Raw genomic sequence first — 23,986 nt, forward strand, 5'->3', positions numbered from 1 at the left:
TTTTCCATGTTAACAAATGCGGAGCGTGTGGGTCTACAGAAACAGTGTTGCCAGGCTGCATTGCTGTAGGCAAGCCGAAACAAAGTTGCCAGACGGCAGGGCTGTAGTTAATGAGAAAAAATGTTGGCCTGGGTAAAACCAAAGGTTTTGAGCATTTTATCAGGTTGCCCTTGTAGGGCTTTTGTAAAACGTATAAAATAGGTACATCCCGTCCAATCTGGACGGCTCACTGTAAGACCGGGAGGGAAATAACGATGAGCGAAAATAACGAACCGAAAAAGGTCAGTTTGCAGGATGCTATACGCCAAAAGCTGGCGCAAAAGAAAGAACAAGCAAATTCCGGTAACCAATCCAGCGCCTACTTTGAAGGCGGACCTAAAGCGATGAAGAGTCAAAACAACAAGAAGCCTAACAACCAACGTCGCCGTACTGGTGGATCTTAGGTCTTAAAGCCGCAGAGAAACCCATTGAATTACAAAAAGAACCGCAAGCCTACTTCACAGAGGCTTGCGGTTCTTTGCTGTTCCTATTAATAATGTGCCGCAGATGATGCTTAGATTAAGCTTCTACCGGATACATTTTATTGCGCAGTTCTTTGATCTCATCACTTTCCAGATACTCGTCATAGCTCATTTGGCGATCAATGATGCCATTCGGCGTAATTTCGATAATCCGGTTAGCAATGGTTTGAATGAACTGATGGTCATGGGATGTGAACAGCATTGTGCCGTCAAAATCAATCATACCATTGTTCAGCGCTGTAATGGATTCGAGATCCAAGTGGTTCGTAGGTTCATCCAGAATCAATGCGTTAGCACCAGTCTGCATCATTTTCGCCAGCATACAGCGAACTTTCTCGCCCCCGGAGAGTACACTTGCCTTTTTCAAGGATTCCTCACCTGAGAACAACATACGTCCCAAGAATCCACGCAGATACGTTTCATCCTGATCTTTGGAATATTGACGGAGCCAATCCACAAGAGTCATGTCTACACCGTCAAAATATTTGGAGTTGTCTTTCGGGAAATACGCTTGAGTTGTAGTTACACCCCAAGTGTATTCGCCGCTATCCAATTCCGTTTCACCCATAAGAATATCAAACAAGAGTGACTTGGCATTCCCGTTCGGGCCAACAAATGCAATTTTATCCCCTTTGTTCACGACAAAGCTGATATCATTCAGCATGTTTACACCATCAATGGATTTGCTGATACGATCTACGGTCAACAATTGTTTACCGGCCTCACGCTCAGGTTTGAAGTTGATAAACGGATATTTACGGTTCGATGGACGAAGGTCATCCAGCGTGATTTTGTCGAGTTGTTTCTTCCGGGAAGTTGCCTGTTTCGATTTCGAAGCATTCGCAGAGAAACGTTGAATAAAGGCTTGAAGCTCTTTAATCTTCTCTTCTTTTTTCTTGTTAGCATCACGTTGCAACGCAAGTGCCAATTGGCTGGATTCATACCAGAAATCATAGTTACCTACGTACAACTGGATTTTACCAAAGTCGATATCCGCAATGTGCGTACATACTTTGTTCAGGAAGTGACGGTCATGGGATACCACAATAACAGTACCTTCATAGTCCATCAAGAAGTTCTCAAGCCATTGAATGGATTCGAGATCCAAGTGGTTGGTAGGCTCATCGAGCAACAGGTTGTTTGGACGACCAAACAATGCTTGTGCAAGCAGGACACGAACTTTTTCGTTACCACTTAGTTCATTCATTTTCTTATCGTGCATGTCACGGTCAATACCCAGACCGATCAGGAGTGCCGCTGCATCCGGCTCAGCATCCCAGCCATTCAACTCGGCAAATTCACCTTCAAGCTCACCTGCACGCAGGCCGTCTTCTTCAGTGAAGTCCGCTTTGGCATACAGCGTATCTTTTTCTTTCATAATGGCATAGAGACGACTATGACCCATAATTACCGTTTCAAGAACCGGATACTCATCATATTCAAAGTGGTTTTGCTTCAAAACGGCCATACGTTCGCCCGGGGTGATGTGCACCTCTCCCGAGTTTGATTCAATTTCACCGGACAAAATTTTCAAGAATGTTGATTTACCGGCTCCATTGGCGCCGATGAGGCCGTAACAGTTTCCTGGTGTGAATTTGATATTTACATCTTCAAAAAGTGCACGTTTTCCGTAGCGGAGCGTGATGCCGCTTGTACTGATCATTAAGCATACCATCCTTTATTGGTTAATCTGCATACTGCATGAATAGCAAGTTGCGTAAATCATGGATTCAATATCCCGATGCCTATTCTGGCACCATATTATAACACAAAAAAGCGGCAAATTCGAAAATTGGCCGCTTTTTACTTATTAAAGATTTGGTAAATGTACTGTTCATGCAGGCATATCCCTACATTAACATATTTGGCTCACTTTTGTTAGCCCCGTTTACCTTCCTCGTGGTGAATGCGGAGTGTTTCGCCATGACCAAGTACCCGAATCCGCTCTTTACCAATGCCTAAACGTTCACGTTCAACTTCCAGCCGATCCAGCGCTTCCTTGGGCGTATCATCCGCCAGCTTGAATGTGCCGTAATGCATGGGCACCATGAGCTGTGAGCCGGATTCAACGAACCCCTGCAGTGCTTCTTCGGGTGTCACATGCTGAGAAGTCATGAACCATTCCGGATCGTAGGCACCGATGGGCATCAGGGTAACACCAATGTCAAAGCGTTCTCCAATCGTTTTGAAACCCTGGAAGTAACCTGTATCACCAACAAAATACAACACAGGCGGACCGCCTGATGTTTTGGATGTTTCGTTCTTCCCTGATTCCGTGGATGATTCATCCTGATTGCTCGTTGTTGCAGCACTTTCCGCTGCTGAAGTCGTTGCCGTATGGTTCGATTCCAATACATAACCGCCCCAATGGGATGTATTAGTATCAAACAACGTTCGGCGCGTCCAGTGCTGTGCAGGAACAAAAGTTATTTTGACTCCGCCAAGTGTCATATGATCCCACCATTTCATCTCCTGGCATCGATGGAATCCTTTGCGAATCATCTTGCGTTTCAGACCATCGGGTACGATCAGCAACGTCTTGGCTGTAATCAGCTTGCGCAATGAAGCCAGATGCAGATGATCATAGTGGGAATGGGATATCAGAATCACATCCAAAGGTGGAATATCCTGAATCGGAATGCCGGGGGCACCGAGCCTTCGTTGAAATCCCATTTTTTCGGCCCACACCGGGTCAGTCACGATGTTCAATCCATAATATTGAATGAAAAACGTGGAGTGACCAATCCAGGTAATACTTGTGTCATCCCGGTTGGCATGGAGATAATCCAGTTCAGGCGGGTGTTTGGGCACGGTGTAGGAGTAGTCCTTTACTTTATTGCGCCGCTGCTCCCTCCATTGCTTGAATTCCTTCAGCGTTTTGTCCGTACTTACATTATCGATATTGTTATAACGGATTTTCGGCATGAAAGGGCCCTCCTCCCTTCCTCATTTCTTAACAAAAGATTACCCCAAACGGGAATGGACGTACCAACCAATCAATCCTTTGGGTTCTTATATACGGCCAGATATACAAACAGAAAGACAATAGCAGCCGCAATGATCAGTGGAGGGGCGTACATAATGGTGAATGTCTCAAAAAAGCTCAATCCGGTTATACCGGGTATCCCCGTGACTCCCTCAGTAATGACCATGAACAGACTCATCCTTTCTTTTTACCAGAATTACCGCGCACATAATTGGCATCAAACAGGAACAGCTTCATAATCAGCACAAGCGAAGGAATGAGCACGAGTAACCCCAGACTAAACGCTGTAATGAGCGCAATCCCCATCGTACGATTCGTAAAGCTGTCGTAAATATTGATGTAAGGATACAAAATGTACGGAAGGTGGGATCGCCCATAACCATACCAGGCAAAGGCAAACTGAAGCATGACAGCAACAAAGCACCAACCTAGATATTTACTTTTCCACACCAGCGACACGGCAATGACAAAACAAATAAACGAAGCGATAAACATCCACGAAATATTCACCATCTGCTCAAAGTGTGCGGGATTCTGTTTGTTAATCTGCAGAAAAGCCAGAAAGCTCGCAAAAATGGTAGGCAAACTCCAGAGCAGCGCGTACTCTCGAAGCACCTCATATGCCGGCTCATCCCCTGCCCGTTTTGCATAATAGGATAGAAACATCGCCGAGATGTACAGCACACTGACTATTGCAAGCAACACAACCGACCAGGTATAGGGATTCGTCAAAAATTCACGCCAGCGAAAAAACACCTGATCGCCCACCTGCTCAATGATCCCGCCTTCGGATATTGCCAAAATGGTAGAAAATACAGCCGGAATCAGCAATCCCGTCGCTCCGTACAATGCCATATAGATCCGGCTGTTCTGCCCATGATTGCCATAGGTATTGTAGGCGTAATACACGCCTCGGATCGCAAGTAGTACAATGGCCAACGAACCCGGAACCAGCAAGGCTGTCCCGTAATAAAAGGCGCTGTCCGGATAAAATCCGACCAGTCCAACCACAAAAAAGATCAGGAACACATTCGTCACTTCCCACACGGGAGACAGGTAGCGCTGAATGATGTTATGAATTTTGTTCTCGTGCCCGGTCAATATGCTGTAAAAGCTGAAGAACCCGGCGCCAAAATCAATCGAAGCAACGATCAGGTAACCGAACAAAAACGTCCACAATATTGCGATGCCTGCAATTTCGAAACTCAATGCACGATCCCTCCTTCAAGCCCCAGCGTCTCCAGTTCCTTCTCTGCTTCCTTGTTGCGGAACAGCTTGCTGAGTACGCGAATGCACGAGAAACACAGGATCAGATACAGCAAGATGAACAACACTAACATCCATCCTACCGAAGTTGACGTCGTGGCTGCTTCCGACACCTTCATATACCCGCGCAAAATCCAAGGCTGCCTGCCAACTTCAGCAAACATCCACCCCAACTCGATGGCAATCATGGCCAGTGGCCCAAGCAAGACAATGCCGAGTAACAACCATTTGGGATATGGCTTGCGCCCTGGCAACCATCGACGCAGCACATATAACACAGGAATCATCAGGATGATCACTCCGGTTGTGACTTTCAGGTCGAACATATAGTGAATAGACAATGGTGGCCTCAGATCCGCAGGATACTCTTCAAGACCTTTCACTTCCGTATCGGGACGATTACCTGCCAAAATACTAAGAGCATAGGGAATCTCAATAGCGTATTTCACCTCATTGTTCTCATCCAGAATACCGCCATAGACGAGTGGTGCCTCTTTCATCGTCTTGAAATGCCATTCTGCAGCAGCCAGCTTCTCAGGTTGATACTTCGCCAGGAATTTACCCGAGGAATCGCCGATCATGACAGTGCTGATGGCAAATACGAGCGCAGATACCGTCGTGAGTTTCAGTGCTTTTTTGTAATACACATGATCTCGTCCCCGAAGCAAACTGAAGGCGGCTATGCCCGCCAGGACACCGGCACTCAAGGTGTACGAGGAAGCGAGTACATGGGACACTTTGGTTGGCGTTGCCGGATTCAACATGGCAGCAATTGGATGAATGTCCTTCATGATGCCATTAATCAGGGTGAATCCCTGAGGCTGGTTCATGAAGGAGTTCACCGTTGTAATGAAAATCGCAGATGCAGATGAGCCGAGAGCTACCGGAATCAACAGCAGCATATGCGTATATTTCTTCTTGAAACGATCCCACGTATAGAGGTAAATCCCTAGAAAGATCGCCTCTATAAAAAAGGCAAACGTCTCCATGAACAGCGGCAGGGCAATTGCCTGACCCGCTACCCGCATAAACATCGGCCACAGCAGACTAAGCTGTAATCCGATCGAGGTGCCTGTAACGACACCAACGGCAACAGTGATGACAAAACCTCGTGCCCATCGGCGTGCCAGCAAGGTGTAATGCATATCATTGGTTCGGAGTCCTCGCCACTCGGCCAAGGCAATCATAAGTGGAACACCTACACCAATAGAGGCAAAAATAATGTGCACAAACAGGGTAAGGCCGGTTAGTATCCGGCTGAGCAAAACAGGGTCCAGGGATGACATGGTTACACTCCTCTTTCACATAATCGTTATGTACGACAGCAGTTACTCTGCTTGAACACGTATCTCAATAACTCATAATTCGGATGATGCTCTTCACAACGGCATACAGCACAACCACAGCTGCAACCAGACAGACGATAATGAGTGTTTTCTCTTGTTTACGGAACATATACCTGCGGTCCTCCTTTTGCATGGGATGCAAATTATGGCTCTATAGACAGTTTGCAAAAGAAGTTGTTTTTTTATCCGGGGAAATTGAAAAACAAAAAAAGCCTTTCCCCTTATCACGCTCACGCGTTGAAGGGCAAAGGCTCTATCCGTAGGTCTCGTACATAAACATTATTCATAAAAAAGTGAAATACATTGCTTCATCCATCAATAGATTTACACCAATACGTCCTGCTTGGGCAGTCGAACCTTAAACGTACTTCCTTTGTCCGGTGCAGATATAAAAGTCAGCGTACCCATGTGATCCTCTACAATTTTACGGGAAATGTACAACCCGATTCCTGTTCCACCAATCTGCCGATGATCCGAATTATCAACCCGATAGAATTTGTTGAACAGCATGTCCTTCTCTTGCTCCGCAATACCTATTCCGTAATCACGCACATCAAGACATAACCATTCCTCTTCTTCCCATAACGTAATATCGATACGATCGGCTCCCGGCGAATACTTAACTGCATTGCCCACCAGATTATGCAGAACTTGAACCATCCTGTTCTGGTCAGCATAAGCAAAAAAGTCTCCATTAAACGTATGCACGTAGATCCGTTGGGCAGACTTCATATTCCACTGTTCGGCAACCCCTTCTACCAACTCCACCAGCGGTACATACGTCATGTGGTAAGTCATACCTTCGTTGTCGAGGCGCTGAATATCGAGTACATCATCGAGCAAACTGCTCAGCCGCTTGCCCTCCGAAGAGATGGTCTGCATGAATTCCCGCTGTTGAGCTGCCGGAAGGTCATACATCATCATTAATTCCACATATCCCATAATGGTGGCTACAGGCGTTCGAAGTTCATGAGATACCACACTGATCAGCTCATTTTTCATCCGATCCAGCCGTTCTTCTCCTGTCCGGTCACGGAACACCAACAGAAACCCATGGTTTTTACCCGGGACATCCATCTGCTTCATGTACAAGGAAAATACACTTTTATCCATATTATTGAATATAAATTCGGTCTCGATAAACGCCGTTTCTCCATTCAGGAATGCTCTCGTCTGTTCCATCAGATTGAAGTTGTCCGTTAATACCATCGTATCAATCGCCTGCGCCAAATCCTCAATGGATCTGCCCATAAAATCACCTAAACCAAACATCTCTTCTATCCTTCGGTTGACGATGGTTATGGTCCCTGATCGATCAGACATCACCAGCCCTTCCCGTACGGATTCAATGAATTGCTCACTGATATCTCGCTGTTCCTGGATGGCAATCTTCTCATTGAACAACTCCGAGTTCAGCTTCTCCAGCGCAAGGGCATGACGTACACGATCTTCTTCTGCTCTGGTCCGCTCGGTAATATCCTTAATGAATAGGTTATATAATGTCTCATTTTTGCCCAACTGGATCTCAACAATTTTGTACTCGATGGGAAAAACGGAACCATCCCTTCGGATACCTGAAATTTCTTCAACGATGGTGTATCTTTTACCTTCAACATATTCATATCGCTCCAGCAAATTCTTGATCTCCTTGCAGCTGGCCCCTTGAAAAAGAGATGGCGCTTCCTTGTGCAGGATCACTTCTTCCCGACGCAATCCAAACATTCTTTCGGCCTCCGGATTAAACTCAACGATCAGCCCATTGGAGTCCACAGCGATAATCGCATCTATCGACGATTCAATAATGGCACGTTTGACTTCTTCACTATTCTTGAGTTCCTTGGTCCGCTCTATGACCCTGTCCTCCAGCGTTAACTTATCGTGACGAATCTGTTCAAATTGTTCCAGCAGTACATCAGCCATTTTACGCAAATTACCAATAAGAATCTGCACTTCAGTTACATGGCTCGTTGGCCACTCCATCTTCCCATTTCGAAACAGCAACCTCGGAAGAGAACCTGTCATTCTGGTTAGTCTTAACAGTGGACTAACGACCTTACTGCTCAGAGGAGCCGCTACAATCATGGAAGCCACGATGATGATGAACAGGGATTGCAGCGTGGTAAGATAGATCGATTCTATTCGAGGATAATACTTGGTTGAGCTGGTCTCAATGAATACCCGATAAGGTGTTACAGCTGTCATCTCCGCTTCATAGATGAAAGAGGCTTGTTTCCAATGATTCAATACATCGCTGTAATGGATATTTGCGGAACTTAACAGAAAAAGGTTATCCCTTGATTTCAGAAGACGGAATCTGTCCATGTCCAGGTAATCGCCTGCCTGAAGTGTATTCAATCCAGAAGCGACGACTGTATCATTGCGAACCAGCAGAATCACATTCACACCCAGTAGATGATGATAACGCGCCATATTCTGATCCATATTCTCGGAGGTTACATACTCTTCATCAATGTCCTGAACAACCGCAGTCGCTGCATATTTCATATCACGTAATATGGCATCATTCATTTGACCCAATTGTCTGCGGCTATCTGCGGATAACAGTACGAGAGAAACAAATACGACAAAGGCGACTACGTATTTAAACGCAATTCTTGTTAGTGGAATGGTTCCCATCAGCTTGGATTTGTGTTCACCCGTAGTAATCCAGAAGTCCACCACAATACCCGCGATCAACGCATTCACCATACCAATCACAGCAATATACATATACTCATACTTCAAATCGTCTATATTTAAACCCAACATAAAATGCCCGGCATAGATAACAGGAAGTAACATGACTACCCAAAAGACAGCATTAGCCTTGATTAAGCTGCCATTCTTCCAGCGGATCTGCCAAACGAGCATCCAGATTAATTCCATGAAGTGGGCAAGCATGACAGTTAAATTGTGCGGCACAAAGCCGACAAAAACGGTATTCAGCAGATGGATGACTGTAAGGGTGACAAAACCATAGATGGCCCCATGCAAACGAAGAGCAACGAGTGCTGCCGCGCTACCAATCATAAACTGCACACCATAAAATAAGGTAAGTGGAAAAATAGTACTTAGTGAGCCAAGAATGATCAGTATGCTGGTTCCAAACCATGGTATCCTTAGCTTCAGCACGACCCACTCCAGCAGCTGTTTTGCCTTTATAAGATCCATAAGCAATTGCCCTCATGGATCATTTTTTCTTCTGTTTTCAACAACAACGTTGGTTCCCCCTATAAACTTAAGCGGATACAATCTACTTTTTTTCCCCTTAACTCGTTCTGATCCATTATACTGTAATTAATACTTGGTGTAGCTTTGGGAAATTCTGATTGATCGGCAACCAAACTGCATTCATGTTAGAATATTGAAGTTCATTTCAAAATCTTATTTCTTCTCTACATATACATCCTATATTTTGGGATAGAAACATTAAAAAATTTGCGGCATTTATTCGCAATTCACCTTGTTTTTTTAGCATTTTCTTAACATATTATTTTCACCAGGAGTGTGACCCTATGACTATCAAAGTACTTCTTATAGAAGATGAGAAAAATCTGGCCGACATGATTGCTTTCTTCCTTGAGGAGGAAGGATACATCACTGAACGGGTTCATCATGCCCGCGAGGCACTTCAACTGTTTCCACAATTCCAGCCGGATATTGTTGTAACGGATCTCATGCTTCCTGAAATGGATGGAAATGATCTCGTAGAAGCCTTTCGCCAGCACTCCACTGTGCCCATTCTGATGATCTCGGCAAGCACCATGCTGAATGATCGACTTCGCGCATTGCATAATGGTGCGGATGACTTTCTGTGCAAACCATTTAGTTTGAAAGAGTTGGATGCCCGGATTAAAGCACTGCTGCGAAGATCAATCATTTCCTATAAGGATAAACCGGTAAAAGAAGACAAGCAGGCAGAGGTTACTGGACATGTGAATGTGAATGAGTACAGAAGAACTCTGTTTGTGGATGGCGTTGAAATCGAGGTCACTCATATTGAGTTTGAGATTATGAAGGAATTGTACCGCAATCCGGGTAAAGTGTTCACCCGAAATGAACTGATGGATCGGATCAAAGGCTCTGAACGCGCCTATCTGGATCGTACCATTGATGTTCATATCTCAAGTCTGCGTAAAAAAATTGAGCCTGACCCCAAGAACCCACGTTATATTAAAACGGTTTGGGGAACAGGCTATAAATATGTGATCTAATACGATCGTAACGATTAAAAAGTTAAACATCTTTGGCCATATCCCTCTTTTATCTCATGGATAAGATGGGTGGTATGGCTATTTCTGATTTGTGAACAGACGAAGAAAGCAACCAACTTTCCATATCCTTGATTAGTTGATTCGGGTCTTGCTCGTTCCAGAGAATCATCTTCATCTCACCTGTACCTGTAATCTCTTGCAGGTGACGCTTCCGAATAAGGGATTGGAAATCCGTAATGACCAGTAACGGAAGTTGTGGCATAAAAGCCCGAATGGCATTTGCTGCTGACACCGCTTCTTCGGCAACTTGATAATCAACAATACAGTAACGGGCATTTTCCCAACTTCCCCGATGTGTTTCTATCGCAGAACCAGATGTTGAGTCCTCAATCCAGTTCCTGAACAATTGAATAATATTCTCATATGCAATACGACGTTTTCCATCCGAGAGCACGGTAATAGGTTCCATAGGTATAACCTCCAGTTGATTCTTATCTTTATTGTCCCAATTTTCGTTTAAAAATGTTTGTGCGTGAACATGAAAGAAGTGTTAACAAATTTCGTACTTCTTCACATTAAGTGTTAGACACGTCCACTTCACTTCTGGATGATTTCGCAGATTCCACACATTGATGTAAAATAGAGAAATACCCGTGTGATTTAATTTACGGGAAGTTATAGATGAATCTGGTACTATAGGAGGTTACATTGATGAATATTGTTTCCATTGAACCAACACCGAGTCCAAATACGATGATGTTACATCTCGATGAACGTCTGGAGGACGGAATTCGCAAAACATATACACTGGACAACGAACGATCTGCTCCGGCGTTCATTCGCCAGATGCTTCATATTCCCGGTGTAAAGAGTGTGTTCCACACAACAGACTTTGTCGCACTTGATCGTAAAGGGAATGCCGACTGGTCCGTTATCTTGGGCGAAGTCCAAAATCGCCTTGGACAGCAAGGCATTGATCTGGACTGGATTGAATCCGAAGATGGTTCAGGCGAGCACTTCGGAGAAGCACAGGTATTTGTACAATTCTTCCGAGGTGTACCGATGCAGATCAGGGTCAAGGCCGGGGTCAAGGAAGAACGAATCTCGTTGTCAGATCGTTTTGTCAAAGCCGTGACAGAAGTCGCCAGTGCAACGATGATCAAAGAACGTAAACTGAGTGATTACGGTGTTCGATATGGTGAATTGCCTGATATTGCACGTGAAGTCGAGCAGGAATTGGAAGCCGCTTACCCCCCTGAACGGCTGGAGCAAGTCATCAAACAGGCCATTGAACATGGTACCAAATCCGAAGAGTTCGTGGAGCGCCGCCGTGAATTGGATGGAGCCGAACTTGAAGAGGCTCTGCGAAACGAGGACTGGAATGTTCGTTATGCGGCATTTGACGGCATGGAGCCTACGGCAGAAAGACTGCCTCTCGTAGCCCATGCCCTGCATGACAACAAAATGCAGATTCGCCGCTTGGCCGTGGTATATCTGGGTGACATTCGTACACCCGAAGCGATGGAATTGCTGTACGAAGCGCTTCAGGACAGTTCTCCTGCGGTACGCCGTACTGCTGGAGACACCTTGTCTGATATCGGTGATCCTGCCGCCACTCCAGCCATGACAGCAACGTTATCCGATAAAAGTAAACTTGTACGCTGGCGTGCAGCACGTTTTCTCTATGAGGTCGGAACAGAAGAAGCAGAACAAGCGTTGCGAGTTGCAGCCGATGATCCTGAATTTGAAGTCAGCCTACAGGCCAAGATGGCTCTGGAGCGGATCGAATCGGGCGAACAGGCGGCTGGAACGGTATGGCAGCAGATGGCTGGACGTAACAAAAAAGAGGAATAGTGGTCTCTCAGACCTCACATCCAACAATTGTTATTGCACTGGAAAACCATGCGCGTTATACTGATTGTCTGTTTACTAAACAGGACACACGGTGTTAAGTTGTGTTGTTCATAATTTCATAGACAATAGATACACCTCATCCATGAATGGTGAGGTAGAGGTCGCGGGTGCGATCAGTACGCTGATGGAGGCGCTAAGGAGCCGCTTATGAGATCAGCCGAAAGGTGTACCCGCCGAAGCTCGCTGGACGTTCCTTATACGGTCCGGTGAGCTGGGGCTGCTGTTGAAAGGCGCAGAACTGTCACGGAAGTACATTTCCTTTATACAAAGGTATGAATTCTTCTGTGTTGAGCTATCTTAATCATCTGGGACATGGTGCGGACATTGAAATATTAAAGACCGCAGGCTGATGCCTGTGGTCTTTTTGTTTTTATGAATTCAAGTATCGCAAACATCAGTATATCGAATGAAGGAGTGTTTCCATGCAAGACCGCAGTAACCCAACAACAACTGGACCTTCCCTGAAAAAAGGATTACGCGCACGCCATATGACGATGATCGCCCTCGGTGGCTCGATTGGTACCGGGCTGTTTCTCGCAAGTGGTACCGCCATCTCAACCGCAGGCCCTGGTGGAGCATTAATTGCCTATGTGGCCGTTGGCATCATGGTTTATTTCCTAATGACCAGCCTTGGTGAGCTTGCTACCTTTATGCCGGACTCCGGTTCATTTAATACGTATGCCGCACGTTTTGTCGATCCTGCTCTCGGGTTCGCCATGGGCTGGAACTTTTGGTACAACTGGGCGGTAACCATTGCAGCAGAGCTTGCTGCCGCTACTGTACTCATTAAATACTGGTTCCCCGACAGTTCATCCATGTTATGGAGCTTATTGTTCCTCGTGCTGATCTTTTCCTTGAACGTGTTGTCTGTTAAAGGCTATGGAGAGTCCGAGTACTGGTTCGCCATTATCAAAGTCGCTACCGTGATCATCTTCCTGGCCGTTGGTGTGCTCATGATCTTTGGTATTATGGGCGGAGAAGCGGTTGGTTTCAGCAACTTCACCATCGGTGATGCGCCCATCCATGGCGGATTCTTCGCTGTGCTCGGTGTGTTCATGGCTGCGGGATTCTCATTCCAAGGTACCGAGCTTATCGGGGTAGCCGCCGGTGAAAGTGAAAACCCGCGCGAAAATGTCCCTCGTGCAATTCGTCAGGTATTCTGGCGCATACTGATTTTTTACATTTTGGCAATTACTGTGATCAGTCTGATCATCCCGTACACGCATCCGAATCTGCTCAAAGGTGACCTGGAAAATATCGGTGTCAGCCCGTTCACACTGGTGTTTGAGAAAGCCGGCCTCGCCATTGCGGCTTCCGTCATGAATGCCGTTATTCTGACTTCTGTACTCTCTGCCGGTAACTCAGGCATGTACGCTTCGAGCCGGGTTCTCTATGCCCTAGCCCGAGACGGTAAAGCCCCTCGTTTCCTCGGTAAACTGAACAAAAAGGGGATTCCCATGAATGCCTTGCTGCTTACAACAGCTGTTGGCATGTTGGCGTTCCTTGCCTCCCTGTTCGGCGATGGGATTGTGTATACCTGGTTGTTGAATGCATCCGGTATGTGTGGTTTTATCACTTGGCTGGGTATCGCTATCAGTCATTATCGCTTCCGTCGTGCATACGTTGCACAAGGCAGGGATCTGAGCGATCTTCCTTACCGTGCACGCTGGTTCCCGTTTGGGCCGATCTTTGCTTTTGTCCTGTGTATCATCGTGATCATCGGACAGAACTACCAGGCATTCACGGGTGATCAGATCGACTGGAGTGGAGCCATCGTTGCCTACTTGAGCGTACCCCTGTTCCTGGTATTGTGGCTTGGTTACAAATGGATCAAAAAGACCAAGGTGGTGCCGCTGAAGGAATGTGACTTCACACCTACCGATTCACCAAGTGATAAGCACTAACGAAGAATCAGGTTGTTTCTGTCCTCTACGTTCTCATGTAAATGGTTAGTTTAACTTATACAGCTGATACAATCCGACTCCATATAATAAAATATCCCCGTAGCGTTGCAGTTTTTCTACTGTGGCGATACAGGGATATTTTGTTTTGTGTCGACTTTCCCCCTGATCAATTCCTGTATTCCCTTTCGTCCCTGTCCATATTTTGTATAGGTCGGTAAGTAGAATAGAGAAAGATATACTATTTTTCTTGGACAACGGGAGTTGGTGTATAATGAAAAAATTCTCTATCCTGCTCGTTCTACTGGGCATCCTGATCATCAGCTTTCCTTTCCTGCGGGAAACGTATTATGACTGGCAGCAAACCCGTGTCATGAACGATCTGGAGCAGTTGCAAAACGGCTTGTCTAAGCTTAATCATTCCTTCGAACAAGGCAAGCAGGACGCAGCTTCCGCCGAGCCGACTACTGACAATACAGCTACAGTGCAAGAGCTCTCTTCGGATACGTTAGGGATACTATCGATTGACAAGATTGATGTCCGCTTACCGATCCTGGAGGGTGCAACGGAGGCCAACATGAAGGTAGCTGCAACCCATCTTGTTGAAACCACTAGGATCGGTAACAAAGGTAATGCTGCCATAGCCGCTCATCGCGCCCACAAAAAAGGACGGCTGTTCAATCGTCTGGGAGAACTACAGATTGGTGATTCTATGGAAGTCACCCTGGCAGATCGAACGATTATCCAATACAAGGTAGATCAGATATCCGTTGTGGAGCCAACTGACTTATCTGTGCTGGAGGATCCCGGGCTTGGACAGGTCCTTACCTTGATTACCTGTGATCCACTCGTCAATCCAACACATCGCCTAATTGTAAGAGCTATTGCAGTGAAACCAAATGTTACGGGGACCTGATCCTCCCTAAATATCACCAAAAAATACCCTCTAGCATATTCACACGTCGACGATAAGTCTTCGTAGTGATTGCTAGAGGGTATTTCTATCTACACACGATGAATCTTAGATCCTGCGTGTTTCGATCTAGCGTTGAAGCTGTTGTCTGCGGCGGAAGTACATGAATCCCGCGCTACCTAACGCCATCAGCATCATGCCAACAGCAGTGTAAGCCATTGTGCTCTCTTCACCTGTTTGTGGCAGCACTCCCTGAGATCCAGAATTTCCGTTTGGCTGTGCTGCAGAATTTCCATTGCCCTGTGATCCATCTGTATCCGTTCCAGCAGGAGGTGCCAGTGCACCATCCCCATCCGGTGCATCTGTATCCCCAACTGGAGGTGCAGTATCGTCACCGTTGGAATCGCCTGGTGTCGGTGTCACTACCCCGGAATCTTCATCTGTCGGACTTCCGGTTCCTCCCCCAGACTCTGTAGGTTCAGTTACAACCGTGCCTGGAACCGACGGATTTGGCTTTCCTGGTTCCGGAGTTACTGGTTTCTCTGGATCTGGTGTTCCCCCCGTAGTAGGTGTTCCCGGATTATAAGGTCCACTCGACCCACCCGATACCGGGATAACCTGATTCGTTTTTTCCACAACTACAGCTTCGGTTTGTATGTTCGTAATTTCAAATGGTACGGGTGTTGTGTCTAAGACATATCCGTTAGGTGCTTTTATTTCAACCAACTGATATTTATTGATATCCAGGCCTTCAAGTACAATTTCACCTTGTTGATTGGTTGTCAATGTAGCTTCATCTAGACCTGTTACCTTGTGGAACTCCCAATTCCCATTTGCATCCATCAATGCAGTTTGAGCCCGTAATTCAAATACAGCTCCTTGAAGGTGCTGAGTTCGACCCGCATTGGTTTTAATCAATTTCACAGAACGATCATTTTTTTTATTTTCAATGGTCAGTTGAGTTTCCGGTTTGATAATAGATACAAGGGTCTCCGGCTGTTCAATAACATAACCTTCTGCCTTGGTCTCTACCAATGTATATGGACCATATTCCAAACCGTCGAATTCAACGACCCCATTTAGGTCGGTTATTTTTGTATCGATGACAATGTTGGAACGATCACGCAATTCGAATTCAATTCCGCTTAATACGGACTTATCCTTGGCATTTACTTTGGTAACGACAAGTTTACCGCCTGCACCCATTGCATTAGACTTCGTCAATGTAATACTCTCCGTCTGATTCTCTACAATCGTGAACGGAATTGGTGTAGCATCCAATTGATAAAACTCAGGTGCCACGACTTCTACCAGCTCATAATCCCCTGGCGACAGTCCACCTTTGGCGATCTTCCCATCTCCCCCTGTCGTTAACTCATCGATTTTCTCTCTCGTTGCGCCGTCCTTGGAGTACAATTCAAAAGTCGCACCCTTAAGTGTCTTGGAGGAGTCCACCGCATCTACCTTGGTTAATTCAAAGCCTTGACGAATCTTTTTGTTTTCAATTTCAAAAGCAATATCCGCATCCTTGAATTCAATCGTTTTACCTGAGACAGAACCATATTCAGGATCAACCAAATATCCTGCCGGTGCAGATAATTCTTTTAACTTATAAGGTACACCGTTGGTTAGATTGTTTAATCGATAGTTTCTGGAGCTTTCGACCACACCATTCTCGTCCGTTGGTTTCAATGTTTCCAGAAGCGTAGTTCCAGACGCATTATAGATTGCAAATATTGCACCCTCCAGCGGAACTCCTGTATCACTGACTTTGTGAATTCTGATTTTGCCCAGACCTGTAGAGGCTCCTCCACCTGCTCCAGCCAAGGAAACTTTGATTCCCGACTGATTACCTTCTCCGATTACCGAGGAAGATTGGCCTGCAAATTCAACCTTATTCTCAATTCGGGCGCCATGATCGGCATTAATATAAGACTGATATTCCAAAATGAATGCGGTATGGATATCTTTCTTGAAGGTAAAGGTAAATGTATTGCCCTCCACGTCCAATTCATAATCAGCCGGATCAACAAGTCCAGCTTTCGTGGATACATTGCCTGAATTGCTGGCAGGTAAATTGGTTGCATATAATTTCAATGAATCAGCCAATAAAATCTGGTTCTCTGACAAGGTATCTGTTAATTGGTTACCCGCAGGAATGAAAGATTGACTTGGATTGATATTTACCGTCCATGAGGCTTTATCCGTTGTACCTTCTTGCTTCCCTGTTTTGCGCACGTATACACCACCGTTGGCAGGTGTAACACTGGCTGATCTATTAAATCGTATTGCACCACCCTCACCATCCGTCAGAACAGCCTGGTTGGCATAAGCGCCTACGATAGAATATGGTCCATCCAGACTTGTTTGGTACTGAATGCGATAAGCCATTTTGCCCATGTTACCCAGATCCAACACAAAACCTTTACCGTCCGGGTCCAGCTGGAATTGACCAGATGTGAGCGGAACCTCGCTACCTACAGCAGTAACATTATTGGCTCCCTGCAACTCTAACTCATGAACCTTCAATGAGCCGTCTACAAAAGTTTGGTCTCCAGTGTAAGCATCCTTAAGGATTGCATCCTGAATATCAAACAAATTGTAGTTTACATCGATTGTCCAGGTGATCTTTTTATCTTTGGCGCTATATTCACCCTTTTTGTTACCATTTTGAATCGTGTAGTCCTGCGGTTTGACCGCAGCAGATTTTGTAATCGCAGTCTGTTTTACATCAGACTCTTCCCAATCGATCTTGGCTGAGTTGCGATATTCATCATTCGTTGGCATACCCGCTGTGGGATCAAAGCTTGTCTTATAAGTAATAACATGCTCCGTACTGAGCGTTACGCCGTCCTTCAAGAGAAGTGAGAATCCTTTTTCATACGTTGGATCAGCCGGGTCTGGAGTCAGTTCAAAGTCTTCTTTGTTAACACCGCTCACTTGAAGACTACCCGGAATCAGTTTCATATGTCTGCCTTCGTAATTATCGGTGATGACGATATCCGTCATGTCCTGCAAATCACGGTTCAAAACTATCTGCCATTCGATTTCTTTTGTATTGAAGTTTTCACTTTTTACACTCTTTGCAAAAATGACTTCCTGAATGTCTCTTCGGCCTGTTTTGGAAGTACCATCATACATGTTCACTGTGTTCGTAATGGTGTCGTTTGTATAAACACGATGAATGGATTGTGTATCATATTCGATCTCATAGGCCTTTGTAATATCGTTCTTAAAATGTAATCTGAAGCCATCATCAACCCCTGTACCGATCGCTTCGAGTGTGTATTCATTTGGATTGATCAGTGTTCTGTTCGAAGCCGCTCCACTTGCATTAATGTCCACTTGATACACTTTGACGGAATTGTTGATCAGTTGCTGTTTTGCCGTATCAAAGCGGTCTTCAATCCATGCATTCGTTTGCATGATTTCTTGCTGATTGTAGTTATATTGCACTTTCCATGTGATCGTCTGTGTCACCGGATCATACGCACTATCTTGCCCTGACTTGTTCAAAGGCTCATTAAAACTTACACGAACTCGGCCAATATCTGTTTCGTTATGCTCGCTCTGATCTGTTGTAAGCGCAACCTGGTTTTGATACTCCACGTTGGCGAACGGAGCAGTGGTTGGTGCTTTAACACTTGTCGTATAGGTTACACGATATGCCTTATCTGTATCTCCCAATTGAATTGGAAACTGCGATTCTGTGCGAACCCCTGGGCCTTCTTTTACAGATCCATTCAATTGTACTTCCAATTCGCGAATCTCGATATCGCCCTTGAGCTCTAGCTCTGCTGGGAACGTGTCTGCAAGAACCGCATTTTTCAAAGCCTTCTCGCCTTGGTTAAAATCTACGGTCCATTCAATTTCGTCGGAGTTGAAGTTTTCTTTGTTTGCGCTTCCCGATTTCTTCAACTTATCTACGGCTGTGTTGGCAAAATGTACATCAATGATGCCCTGCCCTACGGAACTAAAGTCTATCTGTTGTTTCAAACCATCTTCCATCTTGCTCTCATCGAACTTAATCCACACGTAGAAGTTACCTTCTAGCTTCGCATGCTCGATCAGTTCATTAAAGGTAAAGATGATTGTGCCATCTGGATTCACCACATACTCCCCAACACCGCCATCCAGATTACCCTTAAGCTGCGACCCGATGATGAATTTATCGGGCAAGTTAAAGGTGAACGTAGAGCCATCGCTATAGTTGTGGTTGTCATCTGCAAGTCCCCATGTAAAGACTACAGCCACCTCATCCTGAATGCGTGGTCGAATATCTTTGATCATATCTCCTTTGACTTCAATCGTGCCATTCCCGTTGTCTTCTGGTACCTGATTGTACATCTGCACACTGGTAATCAATTGATCTGTAATTACCGGACCTGCAGCTGCCATTGCTAAACTGCTCTGGTTGAGGTTTCCCTCCCCCTCTTCTTCCGGAGTGGCTGCAACGTCAACGTTGTTCATCTCTTCCGAAACTGCCAAACCTTCTTCTGACGCTGTATCGCTGATTGCACTGGCTGGCAAATTAGTTAATTCATCCTGAGCATGCATTGTTGGTGTAAATATCCAACCCTGCATCATTTGCGTGACCAGTAACAGAGCAATGATCACTATGCTCACTTTTTTCCTCATTGTTTGCATATCCTCCTCGTACGTAGTGTTGGCATACGCCGAAGATTAGAATAGCAAAGCGACATATACAAAAAATAGACAACACTAAAATCCTCGTTTTTGAACACAAAATTGAACACAAAAAAGGATACTCCTCAAGCGGAGCATCCTGTTCAAACGGTTTTTATATTGTCCAGTTAATTTTGACGCGCAGATCCGTAGTACCTTCCATTTTGGACACATAATAAGAGATCGATTTCATGCCAAGCTGGTACAAATCCTGCAAATCTTCAATCAGTCCAGACTCCGTACCCTTGTACCTGAACGTGAGCGAGGTTCCGCCTTCCTTCAGTGTACTTTGAACCTTGGTCTTCAGCGCAGCATGGCCTTTGATGGCATCCTGTTCATCATACAGGGAATAGTCCAGAGCATGGTACAGCTTCTGATAAGCGGCTTTTTTGCTATCTCCGGCCTTCACCAGCTTTAATAAAGCTTCTCGATATGGGGCTGGCGCAGCGGGGTACTTGCTTTTGCCTGTCCAGATATGGTCACGTGCCATCTCATCATCGCTCAGCAAATAATAGCTATGGCTAACCTTACCTTTGCGGTCAGGGGTAGGATCATCCCAGGTCGTGTCCATGTGATACCACTTGCCGTCCAGGTTCACGATATTCCAGGCATGAAGCTGCCCACCTGCTGTACCTTCCACAATCCGGTTATCGATACCTACTCGCTCCAGCATTCGATATGCCAACAGTGAATATCCCTGACAGACGGTACTGCCTGTAACAAGCCCGTCGTAGGCCGTATATTTCTTCAACGAAGTATCGTAGGAAAGGTTAAGCACAATCCAGTCATGAATGACCTTGACCTTCTCATGATCCGTCATGCCGGGTTTAATGATTTCTTTCAACACGTTTGTGACTTTACGATTCACATAATCGGTCTGTTCCTTGGTCTCCCGATAGGAGAGAGTCACATGCACCTCGGCCGACACATTGGAGCCTTTATAATTGAATGCATAACTTTTAACGGTATATTGGATATAAGGGTCACTCTTCATTGCCTCATCGATGGAGGTTTGTAATTGTTTTTTGAGGCCTTTCACATTGCCTTTGTATGTAAAAACAAGTTCCTCCGTTCGCTGTGACATTGCGGTAAGCAAGGTCTGGCGCAAATCTGTTGCCGTGGATATATCTGATGTTCCTGATGCAGCATACAGTTGATCCAGATCAACCGTACGTGGTAACGCTACAGCAATCAGACAGCCTGCCAGCAGTATGGTGATAATTCGTTTCCCGTTCTTACCCATGAAAGGAACCCACCCTTCTTTGCAAAGTTCTCACGCCCTATTGTATCACAAAAGGCTCTGTCGTCATTCTTCTATATCATTTCAACTAAAGAATATTTACACCAACACTCCGATGTCAGAACAACTTTCCGATCGCTGTTATCCCCAGATTTTTTTGATCCTTTATTCAAATGGGGAAATCCGGTGATAAATGCGTACGCTTCGCTTCCTCAAGTTATTTCTGACCTCTCCGTTATCGTGTAAATGTTAGTTGAAATGATATAATTTTTGTAAAAATTAAATCAAAAGAGACCTTCTAGGGAAGGTCTCTTTGATCTTCAGTTCATTGAATCACGATTACCCGTTATCTTCATCCTATGATTCGTTTGGTCACGATATGAGTGGTTCATCATCTAATACAGACGATTACCACTCATAAACGTATCTGTCTTACCTTGAAGCTTCGCGAGCCGTTCCAATACCTGTGACGCTTCAGCTACCGTCACTTTGCGTGCAGGCATGAATCGTCCTTCAATCGAAGGAAGCAATCCCAGCTTCAGACTCAGGGAGACTGCTCCCTTACTTGTAATGGCACTGGCATCCGCGATGTTGGGAAGATCCGATGGCAACGTATAGAATCCGGCCAGCTTCTCATAGCGTAAAATACGTACAAGTAACACTGCCAATTCTTCACGTGTCATCTCTTCTTGCGGATTTAAATTCTGTTCAGGGTCCGCTCCGGCAAGCCAGCGCTGATCGATTAATGCCCGAACTGCCTTATAATACGGGCTGTCAGGTGTCACATCAGCGTATAACTTGTCATCTCCGTCACCACTGTAGTACAGATCCATATTTGGGTTAATCGCTCTTGCCAGATAGTTAAACCAATCTCCCCGGGTGATCACACGATCCGGGAATACGCGTCCCTGTTCATCAGCAAGCAATACGCCATGTTGTGTCATATTGCGTAGAGCTGCTTCGGCCACATGACCCAAGATATCCGTAGGTTCGCCCTTGGTTGCAGAGCTTGTGTCCCCGTATAAAAGCTTCCACTCTCCTGTGTTCGCATCCAGCGCTTCATAGTTGCCATAGATCGAATTCTCATCACGTGTAGGTATATAAGCAAGGTTCACCCCCGCCGGGATGACTTGACCACCGTTCATACCATATCCGCCATAACGGGAATATGCGAGGATCAGCTTGAACTCCTCCAGATACAGTGCCTTGGCCTCTTCATAACTGATAGCTGGTTCTTTCTCTGCTGGCAGTTGTTCAGGCGTTGCGGCAATACGCGTATAGAATTCGTTAATCGTTCCGTTGTTCAGCACCTGTACTTGTGCCGTGTCATCCTTAACCGGAATTCCGTTCAGGTAACGCTGGAACATAAAGGTACGTGCATCATCTACCTCAATGACGTTAGATAGGCGGAACTGCTCCGTTGCATCTGGAACTAGCGCAATCACTGTGTCCATCGCCAGTTTCTCAGCCTGTTTCCGGGTTACCAATTTGCCTGCCTTCTCCTCAGCCGGCTTCTCCTGTTCCATCTCCGGTCCGATTCGTTGCATCATCGTATAACTGTAGATCTGTCCAGTAACTGCATCTACCTGTGCTGAGATATCCCTCATGAACATATAGGACATATTGGCACTTCGATCGCTCCAGCTCAGACTCCATACCTGATTGTTCGGGCTTGCATATAATCCCTTGCTTAACTGGCTGTGCTCCAGCTTGTAACCCTTGGGAATATCAAAGTTTGTTGCGACCCGATTGGCGGCCTGCTGTACATTTAACCTCGTACCATTGGCTGGGACAAAAGGCGTTACATCGCCTTTCAGCTTCGTATCCTGCTGCAAAGAATCTTCATATACAGCTTTACCGGTTAATGTATTAATCCGTTCCAACGTATTGGCTTCAATCGGAACGATACTGATAGTCTTTGGTGTGTAGCCAAGATAATACTGCTGACCTTGTTTGGAAGACAGACGATCTTTGGAGATATAGGCCAGCTCCACATCGAACTGTTCTTCAAACTGCTGTCTCGCCTTCTCTTCCGAAGCTGCCGGTTTCGATGAAGGATACTTCGCTGAGGTAGTACCTCGTGAGTAACCTGTCACCAAACCACTTTCATCCACATTTATGTAGACTGTCTCTGCGTCAGATAATAACCCGTCATGCTTCAACTGGTAACCGTATCGATACTCTGTTCTGCCAAACAATGACTGTTGTTCGATGGAAGAATACAGATCTCCAAGCGGAGCATATTCATTGTCCTTAAGACCTGGAATCGCTTGGTACAACAGTGCCACGGCCTTTTCTTCAGCTTGAGCTTTGGTTAGCTTCACATCTGATTCCGAGACATGTTTATCCAGGATATCCGACGGCAAATGTACACTTAACACTTCCCCTGTGCCTGCATGTACGGTTGCATTGAATCCTGACGTATGATTGCCTTGCGTAATCTGGAACCCGATCTCCCATGCCTTGTAGTCTGGCGGTGGATAAGAATTAGGTGAATCGAATCGTGCAGATGAGATCGTTGCTTTCTTTAACAAAGGAAATAGCTTCAGTATATTTTCACTGGCTTGCCTGGATGAGATTTTCGCTCCCTCGGGCACGTCATTGCTCGTTGCGTCTAGTTGTTCATTTTCCCCCGTTGTCGCTTCAGTCAACTGTTCTGCTTGCGCGGCTGATGCACTGCCTGCAAAACCTGGTGTTTGCGAAGCAAGTAACAGTGTTGCCATCGCTGCCGTTGCAGCTTTCGCTGTGAACATTTTGAAACGCACATTAAACTTCCAATTCAAACTCAAATCTGGACCTCTCCCTTCAATTTCATACAAAGATGCATAACAAATAACCTCGCATGAATATTGCCAGTCTATCCTATGATACCATAAGCTTCCTTTTTAATGGTCGTTTTCGGGGCAATTTTGCAAATGTGAATTTCTGCATATTGCTAGTAACAGCAAAAAAACGCCAATTACGTTGGCGTTTTCTCTGTTAGCCTGCACTCTTATGTA

At 45.6% G+C, this 23,986-nt stretch carries 15 protein-coding genes and 1 riboswitch; of the genes, 5 read left to right on the forward strand and 10 right to left on the reverse strand.

The annotated features are described in order from the left end of the window. Positions 1-254: 254 nt before the first annotated feature. Positions 255-443, forward strand: coding sequence for a hypothetical protein (locus AC6CIF_RS14540; RefSeq protein WP_017692261.1), 189 nt, complete (start codon positions 255-257; stop codon positions 441-443). A 115-nt stretch (positions 444-558) separates the two neighbouring features. On the opposite strand, the gene AC6CIF_RS14545 is transcribed toward AC6CIF_RS14540, so the two are convergent. The 6 genes from AC6CIF_RS14545 to AC6CIF_RS14570 form a co-directional block, all read right to left on the reverse strand. Beyond that, positions 559-2,184: an ABC-F family ATP-binding cassette domain-containing protein gene (locus AC6CIF_RS14545; protein ID WP_062836460.1), complete on the reverse strand. Its 1,626-nt coding sequence runs from the start codon at positions 2,182-2,184 to the stop codon at positions 559-561. A gap of 215 nt (positions 2,185-2,399) precedes the next feature. Next, positions 2,400-3,446 carry an MBL fold metallo-hydrolase gene (locus AC6CIF_RS14550; protein WP_498200180.1) on the reverse strand — a complete coding sequence of 349 codons (1,047 nt, stop codon included), beginning with the start codon at positions 3,444-3,446 and terminating at the stop codon, positions 2,400-2,402. Positions 3,447-3,517: 71 nt separating this feature from the next. Further along, entirely contained in the window at positions 3,518-3,673 is a 156-nt protein-coding gene (cydS, locus tag AC6CIF_RS14555) for a cytochrome bd oxidase small subunit CydS family protein (protein WP_179088544.1), read from the reverse strand. 8 nt (positions 3,674-3,681) lie between these two features. After that, positions 3,682-4,716, reverse strand: coding sequence for a cytochrome d ubiquinol oxidase subunit II (locus tag AC6CIF_RS14560; RefSeq protein WP_433747190.1), 1,035 nt, complete (start codon positions 4,714-4,716; stop codon positions 3,682-3,684). After that, complete coding sequence (locus AC6CIF_RS14565) at positions 4,713-6,059, reverse strand: cytochrome ubiquinol oxidase subunit I (protein ID WP_076212674.1); 1,347 nt, start codon at positions 6,057-6,059, stop codon at positions 4,713-4,715. The genes AC6CIF_RS14560 and AC6CIF_RS14565 overlap by 4 nt, the downstream gene beginning before the upstream one ends. A gap of 384 nt (positions 6,060-6,443) precedes the next feature. After that, positions 6,444-9,290: an ATP-binding protein gene (locus AC6CIF_RS14570; protein WP_498200181.1), complete on the reverse strand. Its 2,847-nt coding sequence runs from the start codon at positions 9,288-9,290 to the stop codon at positions 6,444-6,446. A gap of 344 nt (positions 9,291-9,634) precedes the next feature. On the opposite strand from AC6CIF_RS14570, the gene AC6CIF_RS14575 reads away from it, so the two are divergent. Beyond that, the gene (locus AC6CIF_RS14575; RefSeq protein ID WP_036668013.1) at positions 9,635-10,333 is read left to right on the forward strand and encodes a response regulator transcription factor; all 699 of its coding nucleotides are present in this window, start codon (positions 9,635-9,637) and stop codon (positions 10,331-10,333) included. Positions 10,334-10,382: 49 nt separating this feature from the next. Here the strand turns inward: AC6CIF_RS14575 and AC6CIF_RS14580 are convergent, their stop codons facing one another. Beyond that, positions 10,383-10,802, reverse strand: a complete 420-nt coding sequence (locus AC6CIF_RS14580; protein ID WP_498200182.1) for a hypothetical protein — start codon at positions 10,800-10,802, stop codon at positions 10,383-10,385. Positions 10,803-11,044: 242 nt separating this feature from the next. On the opposite strand from AC6CIF_RS14580, the gene AC6CIF_RS14585 reads away from it, so the two are divergent. From AC6CIF_RS14585 to AC6CIF_RS14595, 3 genes are all read left to right on the forward strand, one after another. After that, positions 11,045-12,187 carry a virulence factor gene (locus tag AC6CIF_RS14585; RefSeq protein ID WP_047841582.1) on the forward strand — a complete coding sequence of 381 codons (1,143 nt, stop codon included), beginning with the start codon at positions 11,045-11,047 and terminating at the stop codon, positions 12,185-12,187. Positions 12,188-12,334: 147 nt separating this feature from the next. Continuing rightward, positions 12,335-12,550, forward strand: a riboswitch (Lysine riboswitch). Positions 12,551-12,669: 119 nt separating this feature from the next. Continuing rightward, positions 12,670-14,151 (forward strand): amino acid permease, encoded by a 1,482-nt coding sequence (locus AC6CIF_RS14590; RefSeq protein ID WP_498200183.1) that lies wholly within the window; start codon positions 12,670-12,672, stop codon positions 14,149-14,151. A gap of 271 nt (positions 14,152-14,422) precedes the next feature. After that, complete coding sequence (locus AC6CIF_RS14595) at positions 14,423-15,064, forward strand: class D sortase (RefSeq protein ID WP_498200184.1); 642 nt, start codon at positions 14,423-14,425, stop codon at positions 15,062-15,064. A gap of 126 nt (positions 15,065-15,190) precedes the next feature. On the opposite strand, the gene AC6CIF_RS14600 is transcribed toward AC6CIF_RS14595, so the two are convergent. The 3 genes from AC6CIF_RS14600 to AC6CIF_RS14610 form a co-directional block, all read right to left on the reverse strand. After that, complete coding sequence (locus AC6CIF_RS14600) at positions 15,191-19,699, reverse strand: collagen binding domain-containing protein (protein ID WP_498200185.1); 4,509 nt, start codon at positions 19,697-19,699, stop codon at positions 15,191-15,193. Positions 19,700-19,862: 163 nt separating this feature from the next. Then, positions 19,863-20,990, reverse strand: a complete 1,128-nt coding sequence (locus tag AC6CIF_RS14605; RefSeq protein ID WP_091038543.1) for a transglutaminase domain-containing protein — start codon at positions 20,988-20,990, stop codon at positions 19,863-19,865. Between the two features lie 392 nt (positions 20,991-21,382). Further along, positions 21,383-23,776, reverse strand: coding sequence for an S-layer homology domain-containing protein (locus AC6CIF_RS14610; protein WP_498200187.1), 2,394 nt, complete (start codon positions 23,774-23,776; stop codon positions 21,383-21,385). Positions 23,777-23,986: the final 210 nt, after the last annotated feature.

The organism is Paenibacillus sp. GQ49, assembly GCF_059759055.1.